A 14,424-nucleotide genomic window follows, 5' to 3' on the forward strand; every position below is an offset into this window, starting at 1 on the left:
CCACGCCTCCAGCCTCAAGAATAAAAGGACAACCCTCATGGCTCTTACCCGCGAACAAATGGCTCAACGCGTCGCCCGCGAAATGCAGGACGGCTACTACGTCAACCTCGGCATCGGCATTCCGACCCTGGTGGCCAACTACATCCCCGAAGGCATGGAAGTCATGCTGCAATCGGAAAACGGCCTGCTGGGCATGGGCGCCTTCCCCACCGAGGCCGAAGTCGACGCCGACATGATCAACGCCGGCAAACAGACGGTCACCGCCCGCACCGGCGCCTCGATCTTTTCTTCCGCCGAGTCGTTTGCGATGATCCGCGGCGGCCATATCGACCTCACCGTGCTGGGTGCCTTTGAAGTGGACGTCGAGGGCAACATCGCCTCGTGGATGATCCCCGGCAAACTGGTCAAGGGCATGGGCGGCGCCATGGACCTGGTGGCCGGTGCGGAGAACATCATCGTCACCATGACCCACGCCTCCAAGGACGGCGAGTCGAAACTGCTGGCCCGCTGCAGCCTGCCGCTGACCGGCGCCAAATGCATCAAACGCGTCCTGACGGACCTGGCCTACCTGGAAATCGAAAACGGCGCCTTTATCCTCAAGGAACGCGCGCCCGGGGTCAGCGTCGAGGAAATCGTCAGCAAGACCGCCGGCAAGCTGATCGTGCCGGACCATGTACCTGAAATGCAGTTCGCCTGAGGAGGATCAATTCCATGCAAGACGTCGTAATCGTTGCCGCCACCCGTACCGCCGTGGGCAGTTTCCAGGGCTCGCTGGCCAGTATCAGCGCCGTGGACCTGGGCGCCGCCGTCATCCGCCAGTTGCTGGCCCAGACCGGCCTCGACGGGGCCCAGGTCGATGAAGTGATCATGGGCCAGGTGCTCACCGCCGGCGCCGGCCAGAACCCGGCGCGCCAGGCCGCGATCAAGGCCGGCCTGCCCCACGCCGTACCGGCCATGACCCTGAACAAAGTCTGCGGTTCGGGCCTCAAGGCCCTGCACCTGGCAGCCCAGGCCATTCGCTGCGGCGATGCCGAGGTGATCATTGCCGGCGGCCAGGAAAACATGAGCCTGTCCAACTACGTGCTGCCCGGCGCCCGCACCGGCCTGCGCATGGGCCACAGCCAGATGATCGACACCATGATCAGCGACGGCCTGTGGGATGCCTTCAACGACTACCACATGGGCATCACCGCCGAGAACCTGGTGGACAAATACGCCATCAGCCGCGAAGCCCAGGACGCTTTCGCCGCCGCCTCCCAGCAAAAAGCCATCGCCGCCATCGAGGGCGGGCGTTTTGTCGATGAGATCACGCCGATTCTGATTCCCCAGCGCAAGGGCGACCCGGTGGCCTTCGCCACCGATGAACAACCCCGTGCTGGCACCACCGCCGAAGCCCTGGCCAAGCTCAAGCCGGCCTTCAAGAAAGACGGCTCGGTGACCGCCGGCAACGCTTCGTCGCTGAACGACGGTGCCGCGGCGGTCATCCTGATGAGCGCGGCCAAGGCCAAGGCCCTGGGCTTGCCGGTATTGGCAAAAATCGCCGCCTACGCCAACGCCGGTGTCGACCCGGCCATCATGGGCATCGGCCCGGTCTCGGCCACCCGCCGCTGCCTGGACAAAGCCGGCTGGACCCTGCAACAGCTGGACCTGATCGAAGCCAACGAAGCCTTCGCCGCCCAGGCCCTGGCCGTGGGCAAAGAGCTGGAGTGGGACCCGAGCAAGGTCAACGTCAACGGCGGCGCCATCGCCATCGGCCACCCGATCGGTGCGTCGGGCTGCCGAGTGCTGGTGACCCTGCTCCACGAAATGATCAAGCGCGACGCCAAAAAAGGCCTGGCCACCCTGTGCATCGGCGGCGGCCAAGGCGTAGCCCTGGCCATCGAACGCTAACCACCGCTGGCGAGGGGCTTCCCCCTCGCCACACTCCCTCTCCCCTCGCCACAATCCAACCGCTGCCGAGCCACGAGACTGCACTGACCTCGGCATTTCGGCTATTCAAAAAATGGGCTGCTGTCAGAGCGGAACTTAAAGCCGCAGCACCTGCTGCAATGGATATGTACACCAGGGCTTACGAGCGCTACGCACTCGAGCCGGAGCAAGCTCCCTCGCCACAAGGTGGTGTGAAACCCAGGGAGCCGCTGGCGAAAATAGGCAGCGCGATAGGCCAGGAAGTAATGAGTTGTTGCGTAGGGCCAGCGCAGCCTCGGCAGCGGCTACAGAGCGCGGCACCAGGCCGGCCGGAAGGCCGCCGTCTTGCCCTTGATTTTGATTTTGATCTGAAGCGCCCCGTTAAACCACGATGGCCGAACGCAGGCAGTGAGCCGTGGGCAACCCGGCAGGACGCCGGGTTAGCCGCACTGGGCCATGGATGGCCCATTGCGGCGGCCCACGGCTCAGTGCCGGAGCGAGGGCATGCCGAGCCTTGGCGAGGCACCGAGTGGTGGGGCAAGAGCGTTTTGCTTACTTTTGCGCTCCTCTCAAAAGTGAGCCGCCGTAAGGGCGGAACCATTACCCGCCACACCCGCAAAAATGGATATGTACACCAGGGTTAACGAGCGCTACGCACTCGAGCGGGAGCAAGCTCCCTCGCCACAAGGTGGTGTGAAACCCAGGGAGCCGCTGGCGAAAATAGGCAGCGCGATAGGCCAGGAAGTAATGAATTGTTGCGTAGGGCCAGCGCAGCCTCGGCAGCGGCTACAGAGCGCGGCACCAGGCCGGCCGGAAGGCCGCCGTCTTGCTCTTGATGTTGATCTGCAGCGCCCCGTTAAACCACGATGGCCGAACGCAGGCAGTGAGCCGTGGGCAACCCGGCAGGACGCCGGGTTAGCCGCGCTGGGCCAGGGATGGCCCATCGCGGCGGCCCACGGCTCAATGCCGGAGTGAGGGCATGCCGAGCCTAGGCGAGGTACCGAGTGGTGGGGCAAGAGCGTTTTGCTTACTTTTGCGCTCCTCTCAAAAGTGAGCCGCCGTAAGGGCGGAACCATTACCCGCCACACCCGCAAAAATGGATATGTACACCAAGGTTTACGAGCGCTACGCACTCGAGCGGGAGCAAGCTCCCTCGCCACAGGTGCTGTGAAACCCTGGGATACGCCGGGTAGAAGTGGGTTGTTGCATAGAGCCAGCGCAGCCTCGCAGGCTCGGCAGCGGCTACAGGGCTACAGGGCCTACAGCGGATTGCAGGTGTGCACAATCGCCTTCAACTGCTCATCCAGACGCACCGCCTCTTCCCGCAATGACTGGCAGAACCCCTCGACAAAACTCGACGACGGTCGATAGTCCGGGCGAATCAGCATCACCCGGTACGGAATCGACCACTGCAACGGACGAATCGCCAAACCCCGGCCGGCTTCGGCCATGGCGGTCAGCGGGTTGATGATCGCCACTCCCAGCTGCTCGCGAACCATGGCGCAGACTGACGCGGCATTGGTGGTTTCGATGACCACCCGACGGTCCACCGCGCCCTGGCGAAAACGCTCGTCGAGGGTCTGGCGGTAGATATCCAGGCCGGCCAGGTTGATGAAATCGACACCGCGAAAATCCTCCATCTGCAGCAGCGGCCTGGCCAGCAACGGGTGACCGTCAGGCAGCACGCACACCATGTCAGCGCAAAACAGCAACTCGCCCTGGGTGCCCCTTGGCACATGCTGGTTTTCGGTCAACCCCAGGTCGTGGCGCTGGGCGCTCAGGGACTCTTCCAGCAACGGCGATTCCTGGGCGCTGATATTCAGGCCGATGCCCGCGTGCTGGTGCTGGAAATGCTTGAACACCCGCGGCAGCAGAGTCTGGGAGAACAGCGGCAGGCAGGTGATGCTCAACTGGCCGTGTTCGAAACGGCGGATCGATTGCGCCACGCTGTTGATCCGCTCCAGGCCGACATAGGCCCGCTCCACCTCTTCCAGCAGCATCAGTGCCTGGGCCGTGGGCAGCAGGCGCCCGCCCTCGCGATCAAACAACTTGAGCCCGGACAGCGCTTCAAGCCGCGCCAGCTCGCGGCTGACCGTGGGTTGCGAAGTGAACAGCAGGCGCGCGGCACCGGTGACACTGCCGGCCTGCATGATGGCGCGGAACACTTCGATGTGTCGCAGGGACATGCCCATCGTGGTTCTCCGTTGAACAAAACCCATATCAAAACTGAATCGATGGACAAAGAATAGATATTTTATTGAATACACACAGCTCGGCATCATGCAGCTCTCTTTCATGCCGCAGATGAACCCGTCCATGCCGATCCCTTTCGCTTTCCCGCAACTGACCGCCGCCGCCCGCCAGTACGGCACCCCGCTGTGGTGCTACGACGCCGCGACGATCAAGGCGCGCATCGCCCAGCTGCAAGCCTTCGACGTGGTGCGCTATGCGCAGAAAGCCTCGTCCAACCTGAGCATCCTGCGCCTGATCCGCGAAGCCGGGGTCCAGGTCGACGCCGTGTCCCTGGGGGAAATCGAACGTGCCCTGCTGGCCGGCTTCAGCCCGGCAGGCGACCCGGCGGGGATCGTCTTTACCTGCGACCTGTTCGACCAGGCCACCTTGCAGCGGGTGGTCGAGCTCAAGATCGAGGTCAACGCCGGCTCCATCGACATGCTGTGCCAATTGGGCCAGCGCTCGCCCGAGCATCGGGTGTGGCTGCGGATCAACCCGGGCTTCGGCCACGGCCATAGCCGCAAGACCAACACCGGCGGCGAGAACAGCAAACACGGGATCTGGCACGAACAGATGGGTGAGGCCCTGGCGGTGATTCGCCAATACGGCCTGCACCTGGTGGGACTGCATATGCACATTGGTTCGGGGGTGGATTACGACCACCTGGAACAAGTGGGCGCGGCCATGGTGACGGCGGTGAAGTCCCTGGACCATGACATCGAGGCCTTTTCCATCGGCGGCGGTCTGTCCACGCCGTACCGTGCCGACGACGAGCCGGTGGACGTGCAACGCTACGCCAACGCCTGGCGCCAGGCCCGCGAGCAGATCGAAGCCTACCTCGGCCACGGCGTGCGCATGGAAATCGAGCCGGGACGTTTCCTGCTGGCCGAGTCGGGCTGCCTGGTGGCCGAGGTGCGTGCGGTGAAAACTGCCGGCAACCATCACTTCGTGCTGGCCGATACCGGCTTCAACGACCTGATGCGCCCGGCCATGTACGGCGCCTACCACGCCATGACCCTGCTCGACGGCAACGGCCAACCCCTGGAGCGTCCGCTGCAACCCACAGTGGTCGGCGGGCCGTTGTGCGAGTCCGGCGATATCTTCACCCAGGACGACGAAGCCCTGACCCCCCACCTGCTGCCCCGGGCCGAAGTCGGCGACCTGCTGGTGATCCACGACACCGGCGCCTACGGCGCCAGCATGTCGTCGAACTACAACAGCCGGCCGCTGCTGCCGGAAGTGTTGTTCGAAAACGGCACCACCCACCTCATCCGCCGCCGCCAACCCCTGGCCGACCTGCTGCAACTGGAAATCGGCCTGTAGCCGGTAGCCGCTGCCGCCAGGCTCGGGCCAGCGTTCGAACGCTGGCCCTCGAGGGCGCCGTGGGGTTTCAGGTGAGTTGATAGCCCGCGAGAACAGCGTGGGCTTTCAGCTAACTGAATGGCATTGCGCAGGCACGGTACGGCCTTCGGCAAATGCCGTCAGGACTTCGCCCTGCATGCGATAGCGCACCCACTCGGGTTGGGGTTGGGCGCCGATGGATTGGTAGAAGCCGATGGCCGGCTCGTTCCAGTCCAGCACGCTCCACTCGAACCTGCCGCAACCCTGGGCGCAGGCTTCGCGCGCCAGGTACTGGAGCATCTGCCGACCGGCGCCGCTGCCCCGATGTTGAGGCGTGATGTACAGGTCCTCCAGGTACAACCCCGGCTGCCCGAGCCAGGTTGAATAGCTGAAAAAATACACCGCGAAACCGATCACCTGCTCACCGCGCAGGCACATCAATGCCTTGGCCGCGCCCCCGTCGGCAAACAGCGTGCGCTGGATGTCCTCGACGCTGGCGACAACTTCGTGGCGTGCGCGTTCGTAATCGGCCAGTTCGGTGATGAGCGCGAGGATTTGCCCGGCATCGGCCGGTTGGGCGGTTCGGATCTGAAGTTCCAAGAGGGTGCATCCGTAAAAAGTCAGGAGCACCGATGCTAAAGCCCGCCATAGAATGCATGTAGTGCAACTTATTCAGCTCAAAGTGAAGACTATGCATTCCATTCTTCGACGTCTCGATCTCAACCTGCTGCTGGCGTTCGACGCCCTGTACCGCCACCGCAGCGTGACCCGCGCGGCCAATGAGCTTTCCATCAGCGCCTCGGCGTTCAGCCATGCCCTGGGACGGCTGCGCGACGCCCTCAACGATGAGCTGTTCATTCGCCAGGGCAATCGCATGCACCCGACCCAGCGTGCCGATCAACTGGCCACGGCGGTCGGTGCCAGCCTCAAGCTGCTGGGTGACCAATTGGCCGAGTGGGAGCCCTTCGACCCGGCCACCAGCCAGCGCACCTTTGTCTTCGCCGCCAGTGACTACACCGCCTTCGCCCTGCTGCCGGGCCTGATCCGGCAACTGCAGAGCAGTGCGCCGGGGTTATGCCTGCGGGTGGTGTATTCCGATCGCAAGGTGTCCATCGAAGACCTGGCCTCGGGGCGGATCGACTTTGCCCTGGGCTACAGCGAAGACCGCGACACGTTGCCGGCCGGCATCCACAGCGAGGACTGGTTGCAGGACGACTACGTGCTGATCGCCAGCCAGCGCCATCCACGCATCCAGGGGCCTCCCGAGCTTTCGGCGTACCTGGCTGAACGGCATGTGGTGATCACGCCCTGGGGCGAAACCCTGGGAGTGGTTGACCATGTGTTGCAGGCCATGGGCCTGCAACGCCAGGTGGCATTGCAACTGCCGGCCGTCATGGTCGCGCCGTTCATCATCGCCGACAGCGAGTGGCTGATGACCCTCCCGCGCCCGGCCGCCGTGGCGCTGCAAGCCGCCGCCGGGATTGCCCTGTATCCGCCGCCGTTCAAGATTGCGCCCTATCGGCTCAAGCTCTACAGCCACAGCAAATATGCCCGCAGCGATGCCCATCAGTGGATGAGCGCACAGCTCAAGACGCTGTTCGCGGCGCAACGCTGCGCCGCGAACCCGGGCTGACCCCTAGCGCTGCCCCTGGCTCAGGTTCGACAGGCGCCCGGAAAGCGCCTGCATCGCCTCGCTGACTTTATCCAGGGCCTGGGCGTCGCGGGCGTTGTCTTCGCTGATGCCGTGGATACGCACCGCCAGTTCGTTGATTTCCTGGGTCACGTGGCTCTGCTGTTGCGCGGCGACGGCAATCTGCTGCGCGCGCTGGGAGATGTCGTCGAAACTGGTGACCGTGCTGGACAAGGCATCCGCCGCCCCCGCCGCTTCGCCCACCGCTTGCCGGGTGCGCGACTCGCCGGCCTGGATCGCCTCGACGGCCTGGCGCGAGGCCTGCTGCAAGGTGCCGATCATGCCGCTGATTTCATTGGCCGAACTCTGGGTCCTGCCGGCCAGGGTCCGCACCTCATCGGCCACCACCGCAAAACCGCGGCCCTGCTCACCGGCCCGGGCGGCCTCGATGGCGGCGTTGAGCGCCAGCAGGTTGGTCTGCTCGGAAATGGCCTTGATCACGTCCAGCACCGCACCCACCTGCTGGCTGTCCTGCTCCAGGCGCTGCATGACGGCGGCCGCCGCAGCCATCTCCGTGGACAGCTGCTGGATCGACTGGCTGTTGGCAGCCACGCGCTGCTGGCCGTCCTGCACCACCACCAGCGACTGGCGCGCAGTGTCGGCGCAGTTGTTGGTGTTCTGCGCCACTTCCAGGGCGCTGGAAGACATCTCGGTAATGGCCGTGGCCAGTTGGGTATTTTCCTGGCGTTGCTGCTCGGCGCGACGGGCCAGAGTGCTGCTCAGGTCCCCCAGGCGCCCGGCTTCGCTCTGCAGGCGCTGTGCCTCGCTGGCAATGTCCTGGAGCATCTGCCGCAGTTGCCCGGCGTAGCGGTTGACGGCGCCGCGCAGGGCGCCGATTTCATCCGCCCGCTCTACATGCAGCTCGGCGCTGCTGCTGGCCTGGCCGCTGCCCAGGGCGTCGATCTGCTGGGTGGTTTCTTCCAGTTGCTTGATAAATTTGCGCCCGCCGAGCCAGGCCAGAAACAGCAGCAACGCCAGCAGCGGCAACAGGAACAACAGAATCTCGGCGGTCAGCGCCCGGGCCAGGCCGGTGACCCGGGTTTCCGGCGTCACCAGGCCGATGGTCCAGCCGGTGTCGGGCATGGAAAACAGGCTGACCCGACTGGCCTGCTGCAAGCGCCCGTCGTCGTCCAGGTCCAGGCTGCGCACTTCGCCCGGGCGCCCTTTGGCCTGCGCTAAAACCTGGGCCACCGGTTGCAACCAGGGCTGCTGTTTGCTCAACGCGTCAAAACCCAGCATGCCGCTCGCACTCTGCGGCGCATCGGGGAAATACAGCACGTTGCCCGCCTGATCCACAGCAAAGGCGTAGCCGCCGGTGACCGCGCCCTGCTCCTTGAGAAAGCGCGCCAGGTCTTCCAGGCGCAAATCCACCGTGGCCACCCCGGCGAACGCCCCGCCCTGGCGATACGGCACACTGCAAGTGGTCATCGGCACGTGGGTCACCGGGTCCTGATAGGCCTCGGACCACAGGCAGCGCCCCAGGGCACTGTTGCGCGCGCTGCTGTACCAGGCCTCCTGCTGATAGGCCGGGCTGCTGGCGGCGTTGTAGTCATCGGAATACACCAGTTGCCCGGCATCGCTGCGGGCCCAGAAGAAACTGCGGCGCTCGACCCCGGCGCTGAAGGCCCCCGGCTCCGGCCAGATCCCGCCGCCGGCAATCGCCTTGTCGCCCTGGTGGTCAATCACATTGGGCAAGGTGCCCATGTACAGCGGCGCCTCCCTGGGCAGCCCTTCCACCAGGTGCGCCATGCTCGCGGTCACGCCTTCGATGCCCGCCAGTTGCAAGGCCAGCTGGCGGACGATGGCGCTGCCGGTCTGCTCGATCAGCGCCGAGCTGGCGGCCACCACCCGGGGCTGGCCGCGCAGGGTCATCACCGCAAAGACCGCCAGGGCCGTGCACAACAACAGCATCAGGCTGCCCAAGGTCAAACGCTGAGACAGACGAACGGGTAGCAAGGCCATGGTGAACTCCGGGTAAAAGGCTCTGGATCGATGTCGGCCGCGTGGCAGCCGGGCGTGGGGCCCAGGTCGCGGCACTGGAAGCGGCAGGCGCAGCCCCTGGCCAAAGCCGGGAGGTGCGAATGAAAAAAAGCGCCTCTGACACGCCACAAACAATGTCACATTGACATCAATCAAAGTCAAAGGCATTACCGTTCAGGGCATCGGCGCCCCCAGCAGGAAATTGCCCCGGCCCTGGTCCGCCGTGTCCAGGCTGCGTACCGGCGCCTCGTCCTTGAGGTTGACCCCGGACAACTGCCGGCGCCAGGCCTCGCGCATCAGGTACAGCAGTTTGTAGGCGGCCATGGCGTAGCTCATGCCCTCCAGGCGCACATTGGAAATGCAGTTGCGCGCGGCGTCGTTCAGGCCCACGCGCGGGGCGAAGGTGAAATACAGGCCCAGGCTGTCCGGCGAGCTGAGGCCGGGGCGTTCGCCGATCAGGATCACCACCATCCGCGCCCCCAGCAGTTCGGCCACTTCATCGGCCACCGCCACCCGCCCCTGCTGCACCAGCACCACCGGCGCCAGGCTCCAGCCTTCGGCGGCGGCCAGTTCATCGATGCGTTCCAGCATGGGCAGGCTGTGGCGCTGCACCGCCAGTGAGGACAAGCCATCGGCCACCACCAGCGCCAGATCGAACCCCTGGGGATGGGCCTGTCCCCATTCGCGCAGTTGCCCGGCCGACGCCGTGGACAGGCGCCGCCCGAGGTCCGGCCGTTGCAGGTAGATATGCCGGTCGGGCGCCGAGCTATGCACACTCAGGGTCTCGCGCTGGCGGGCCGCCAGGCGCTCGGCCAGGACCCCGGGCTCGAACGGCAGGTGCACCGCGTCCCGGGCCTGGGCGTGGGCGAACTGGAAATCCAGCTGGGCCCCGGTGGGCAGGCTGGTGCCGGCATGGCCCAGGGCAATGCGCGCCGAGGTCAGGCCGCGCAATTGACGCCAGGCGCTGCCGTGGGCCGGTGAGGTATCGCGGGCACTCATGGCCGCTCCTTAAGTGAGTCGCGCCAGGGCCTGACGGAACAGCGGCGGCACGCCCTGGCCCAGATGCAGGCCGCTGTCGTCGTGGCGCAGGATGTCCATGCGCGCCAGCCACGCCTCGAACTCCGGGGCCGTGCGCAGGCCCAGGGTCTTGCGCGCGTACAGGGCGTCGTGGAAGGACGTGGTCTGGTAATTGAGCATGATGTCGTCGGAACCGGGGATGCCCATGATGAAGTTGATCCCGGCCACCCCCAGCAGGGTCAGCAGGGTGTCCATATCGTCCTGGTCGGCTTCGGCGTGGTTGGTGTAGCAGATGTCGCAGCCCATGGGCACGCCCAGCAGCTTGCCGCAGAAGTGATCCTCCAGGCCTGCGCGCAGGATCTGCTTGCCGTTGTACAGGTACTCGGGGCCGATAAAACCGACCACGGTGTTGACCAGGAACGGGTTGAAATGCCGGGCCACGGCGTAGGCCCGGGTTTCGCAGGTCTGCTGGTCGACGCCGTGATGGGCGTTGGCCGACAGCGCACTGCCCTGCCCGGTCTCGAAGTACATCAGGTTGTTGCCCAGGGTCCCGCGATTCAGGCTCAAGCCGGCCTCGTGGCCTTCACGCAGGATTTCCAGGCTGATGCCGAAGCTGCTGTTGGCCGCTTCGGTGCCGGCGATGGACTGGAACACCAGGTCCAGGGGCACGCCTTTCTCGATGGCCGCCACCGACGAAGTGACGTGGGTCAGCACGCAGGACTGGGTGGGAATCTCGTAATGGCGGATGACCCCGTCGAGCATCTTCAGCAATTCGCTGATGGCGCTGATGCTGTCGGTGGCCGGGTTGATGCCGATCATGGCGTCGCCGTTGCCGTACAGCAGGCCGTCGAGCACGCTGGCGGCGATGCCCGCCGGGTCGTCGGTGGGATGGTTGGGTTGCAGGCGGGTCGACATCCGCCCACGCAGGCCCACGGTGTTGCGAAAGCGCGTGACCACACGGATCTTCTGCGCCACCAGCACCAGGTCCTGCACACGCATGATCTTCGACACCGCGGCGGCCATTTCCGGGGTCAGACCCGGGGCCAGGGCCCGGAGGCTGGCCTCGGTGGCCTCGTCCCCCAGCAGCCAGTCGCGAAAGCCGCCCACGGTCAGGTGGCTGACCGGGACAAAGGCCGCCAGGTCATGGCTGTCCATGATCAGCCGGGTCACTTCATCGCTTTCGTAGGGGATCAGCGCCTCGTTGAGAAAGCGCTTGAGCGGCACATCGGCCAGGGCCATCTGCGCCGCCGCCCGTTCGGCGTCGCTGGCGGCCGCGACCCCGGCCAGGAAATCCCCGGAGCGCGCGGGCGTGGCCTTGGCCATCAGCTCGCGCAGGTGCTCGAAACGCCAGGTCATGCCACCGATGCTGTGGGCGAAGCTCATACAGGACCTCCGTTATCAGGCCGCCGGCAGCGCGACCGCACCGCGAGCGCGCACCACTTTGCAGAACAGCGCACCCAGTGCCATCAGGCACAGGAAGATCGCGCAGATCAGCGGGTTGAACCAGACCATCGCCACCAGGCAGACCACCGCCAGCACCAGGGCAATCGCCGGCACCACCGGGTAGCCCGGGGCGCGGAAGGTGCGCTCCAGGTTGGGCTCGCTCTTACGCAGCTTGAACAGGCTGAGCATGCTGACGATGTACATCACGATCGCGCCGAACACCGACATGGTGATCATGGCGGCGGTCAGGGTCATGCCTTGCAGGTTGACCAGGCCATCGCTGAGGATCGCCGCGATGCCCACCACGCCGCCGGCGATGATCGCCCGGTGCGGGGTCTGGAAACGCGAGAGCTTGGCCAGGCTCGCCGGCAGGAAACCGGCCCGGGCCAGGGCAAAGAACTGCCGCGAGTAGCCGAGGATGATCCCGTGGAAACTCGCCACCAGGCCGAACAGGCCGATCCACACCAGCATGTGCATCCAGTTCGAATTGTTGCCGACCACCGCTTTCATGGCCTGGGGCAGCGGGTCGTTGATGTTGGCCAGGGTCCGCCAGTCGCCGACGCCGCCGGCAAAGATCATCACGCCAATGGCCAGAACCACCAGGGTCAGGATGCCCGCCACATAGGCCCGGGGAATCGTGCGTTTGGGGTCCTTGGCTTCTTCGGCGGCCATGGCCGCGCCTTCGATGGCGAGAAAGAACCAGATGGCAAAGGGGATCGCCGCGAACATGCCGCTGATCGCCGGCAGGCCGAAGGTATCGGAGCCGGACCAGCCGCCGAGCACGAAGTTACTGAAGCTGAAACCTGGTGCAACCACGCCCATGAATACCAGCAACTCGGCCACGGCCAGCACCGTGACCACCAGTTCGAAGGTCGCGGCGATGCTCACCCCGAGAATGTTCAGGGTCATGAACACGAAGTAGGCGCCAATCGCCGCCACCTTCGGGTCCAGGGTCGGGTATTGCACATTCAGGTAGGCGCCGATGGCCATGGCAATGGCCGGTGGCGCAAAGACGAATTCGATGAGTGTTGCCAGGCCGGCAATCATCCCGCCGGTGACGCCGAATGCTCGCAGGCTGTAGGCGAACGGGCCGCCGGCGTTGGGAATGGCGGTGGTCAGTTCGGTGAAGCTGAAGATAAAGCAGGTGTACATCACCGCCACCATCAGTGTGGTGACCAGAAAGCCCAAGGTGCCCGCCGTGCCCCAGCCGTAACTCCAGCCGAAGTACTCGCCGGAAATCACCAGGCCGACGGCCAGCCCCCACAGATGCAGGGTGCCCAATGTAGGTTTGAGTTGTGTAACGGTCATGATCGTGCACCCCGGAAGCCAAGCGACGGTATTTGCCTGGAGTCGAGAATAGTCACAGCGACGGCGCCAAGGCTTGACCCGGGAACGCCGCTTTTGTCGTCTGCGGTCAAGTTTTCAGCGGCGTGCTGCCTGATGCTGCACGGCGGCGCACGAATCTGGCACAGCGCCTCAAATCAGGTCACCGACGCCCCCTGTGCGCTGCCACCGATCACCCCAACCGGGCCCCGGGAGCCTGGGCGCCATTGAGTCGCGAAGTAGCAAAGCGCTGTGCACCGGACCGGCCCAGCCCGAGCACCTATGCCTCGCAGCAACCGCCCGCAACCCTTGCGCTCAAGCAGCGCCTGCCCTGGGCGGACTGCGGTAGCGCAACGTCAGACGTAACAAGGTATGACAATTGCTTGAATTATTTTCATACACACCATGACGGTCCTTCATCTCCATGTTCCAGAGCCTGCTTTCGCCCTCACCGTTGAACGCCTCGGGCACCAGCAATCGTGGAGTCTTGTCGGCCGCTGCCAATGGCCTGGACGGCTTTATCGTGCAGCATGGCGGGGACCTGGACCGGGTCTTCGGCCGCTCGGGGATCGACCCCGAGCAACTATTGCACCCGACCCTGAGCCTGCCGTTGCCCAACTACTGCCGGGTGCTGGAAGAAGCCGCCCGGCAAACCGAGTGCGACAACTTCGGCCTGCGCTATGGCCAGCAGTTCCAGCCCCAGGCCCTGGGCCTGCTGGGCTATATCGGCCTGTGCTCGGCGACCCTGGAAGAGGCCCTGGTCAACTTCGCCGCCGCCTTCCCCTTTCACCAGCACAGCACCCTGATCCAGCTGGTGGACCAGGGCGACTGTTACCGCTTTGACTATCAGGTGCGCCACGGCGCCATCAGCGAACGGCGCCAGGACGCCGAATTGACCATGGGCATGGCCACCAACCTGGTGCGTCATGTGCTGGGGGCGGACTGGGCGCCGCGCGAGGTGTGCTTCGAACATGCCAAGCCCCAGGACTGGCACGAGCACCGCGAGGCCTTTCGCAGCGATGTGCGCTTTGGCCAGGCCTGCAACTCGGTGCTGATTCCCAAGCACGAGCTGTACGCCAAGGCCATGCCCGGCAGCGACCCGATGCTGCTGATGCTGATCAAGGATGCAATTCGCCAGCTGGGTGACGGCGGGCGCGAGGTCAGCCTGCTGGATCAGGCGCGCCAGGCGATCCTCGCCACCCTGCACCTGGGGGAACCGTCACTGGATGAACTGGCCCGGCGCCTGGAGCTGTCGGAGTGGACCTTGCAGCGCAAGCTGCGCGACTGCGGCCTGAGCTTCACCCAACTGGTGGACCAGATCCGCCAGGAGTCGGCGATGAACCACCTGCAACAACAGAACCTCAGCGTGACCCAGCTCGCCTCCCTACTCGGCTATTCGGAAACCAGCGCCTTCTCACGGGCGTTCAAGCGCTGGTTCGGCCTCAGCCCCAAGCAGTGGCGCAGCGCGGCCCACGCCTGACACTGGGCTG

11 protein-coding genes and 1 pseudogene are annotated in these 14,424 nt (G+C 65.2%); 5 read left to right on the forward strand and 7 right to left on the reverse strand.

From position 1 onward, the window contains the following. The first annotated feature begins 37 nt into the window (after positions 1-37). A complete protein-coding gene (locus AC19YX_RS04865) occupies positions 38-697 on the forward strand; it encodes a CoA transferase subunit B (RefSeq protein WP_020300219.1) in 660 nt (219 codons plus the stop codon). 14 nt (positions 698-711) lie between these two features. After that, positions 712-1,890: an acetyl-CoA C-acetyltransferase gene (locus AC19YX_RS04870; protein WP_078472669.1), complete on the forward strand. Its 1,179-nt coding sequence runs from the start codon at positions 712-714 to the stop codon at positions 1,888-1,890. Positions 1,891-3,167: 1,277 nt separating this feature from the next. Here the strand turns inward: AC19YX_RS04870 and AC19YX_RS04875 are convergent. Beyond that, the gene (locus tag AC19YX_RS04875; protein WP_500605790.1) at positions 3,168-4,100 is read right to left on the reverse strand and encodes a LysR family transcriptional regulator; all 933 of its coding nucleotides are present in this window, start codon (positions 4,098-4,100) and stop codon (positions 3,168-3,170) included. Between the two features lie 124 nt (positions 4,101-4,224). On the opposite strand from AC19YX_RS04875, the gene lysA reads away from it, so the two are divergent. Then, complete coding sequence (gene lysA, locus AC19YX_RS04880; RefSeq protein WP_500605791.1) at positions 4,225-5,463, forward strand: diaminopimelate decarboxylase; 1,239 nt, start codon at positions 4,225-4,227, stop codon at positions 5,461-5,463. Positions 5,464-5,568: 105 nt separating this feature from the next. On the opposite strand, the gene AC19YX_RS04885 is transcribed toward lysA, so the two are convergent. Beyond that, positions 5,569-6,081 (reverse strand): GNAT family N-acetyltransferase, encoded by a 513-nt coding sequence (locus AC19YX_RS04885; protein ID WP_201130455.1) that lies wholly within the window; start codon positions 6,079-6,081, stop codon positions 5,569-5,571. A gap of 91 nt (positions 6,082-6,172) precedes the next feature. Here AC19YX_RS04885 and AC19YX_RS04890 point away from each other — a divergent pair, with 91 nt between their 5' ends. After that, positions 6,173-7,114 carry a LysR family transcriptional regulator gene (locus AC19YX_RS04890; protein WP_078472743.1) on the forward strand — a complete coding sequence of 314 codons (942 nt, stop codon included), beginning with the start codon at positions 6,173-6,175 and terminating at the stop codon, positions 7,112-7,114. A gap of 3 nt (positions 7,115-7,117) precedes the next feature. On the opposite strand, the gene AC19YX_RS04895 is transcribed toward AC19YX_RS04890, so the two are convergent. From AC19YX_RS04895 to eat, 5 genes and pseudogenes are all read right to left on the reverse strand, one after another. After that, positions 7,118-8,410: a methyl-accepting chemotaxis protein gene (locus tag AC19YX_RS04895; protein WP_500602853.1), complete on the reverse strand. Its 1,293-nt coding sequence runs from the start codon at positions 8,408-8,410 to the stop codon at positions 7,118-7,120. 117 nt (positions 8,411-8,527) lie between these two features. Beyond that, positions 8,528-9,319: pseudogene (locus AC19YX_RS04900) on the reverse strand (cache domain-containing protein); the annotation flags it as partial. Positions 9,320-9,325: 6 nt separating this feature from the next. After that, positions 9,326-10,150 (reverse strand): ethanolamine ammonia-lyase subunit EutC, encoded by an 825-nt coding sequence (eutC, locus tag AC19YX_RS04905; RefSeq protein ID WP_201130453.1) that lies wholly within the window; start codon positions 10,148-10,150, stop codon positions 9,326-9,328. Between the two features lie 9 nt (positions 10,151-10,159). Then, the gene (locus tag AC19YX_RS04910) at positions 10,160-11,551 is read right to left on the reverse strand and encodes an ethanolamine ammonia-lyase subunit EutB (RefSeq protein ID WP_421547251.1); all 1,392 of its coding nucleotides are present in this window, start codon (positions 11,549-11,551) and stop codon (positions 10,160-10,162) included. Positions 11,552-11,566: 15 nt separating this feature from the next. Then, the gene (gene eat, locus AC19YX_RS04915) at positions 11,567-12,922 is read right to left on the reverse strand and encodes an ethanolamine permease (protein WP_078472713.1); all 1,356 of its coding nucleotides are present in this window, start codon (positions 12,920-12,922) and stop codon (positions 11,567-11,569) included. Between the two features lie 436 nt (positions 12,923-13,358). On the opposite strand from eat, the gene qhpR reads away from it, so the two are divergent. Continuing rightward, complete coding sequence (gene qhpR, locus AC19YX_RS04920; RefSeq protein WP_421547252.1) at positions 13,359-14,414, forward strand: AraC-like transcriptional regulator QhpR; 1,056 nt, start codon at positions 13,359-13,361, stop codon at positions 14,412-14,414. Positions 14,415-14,424: the final 10 nt, after the last annotated feature.

The organism is Pseudomonas sp. MF09150, from assembly GCF_059862355.1.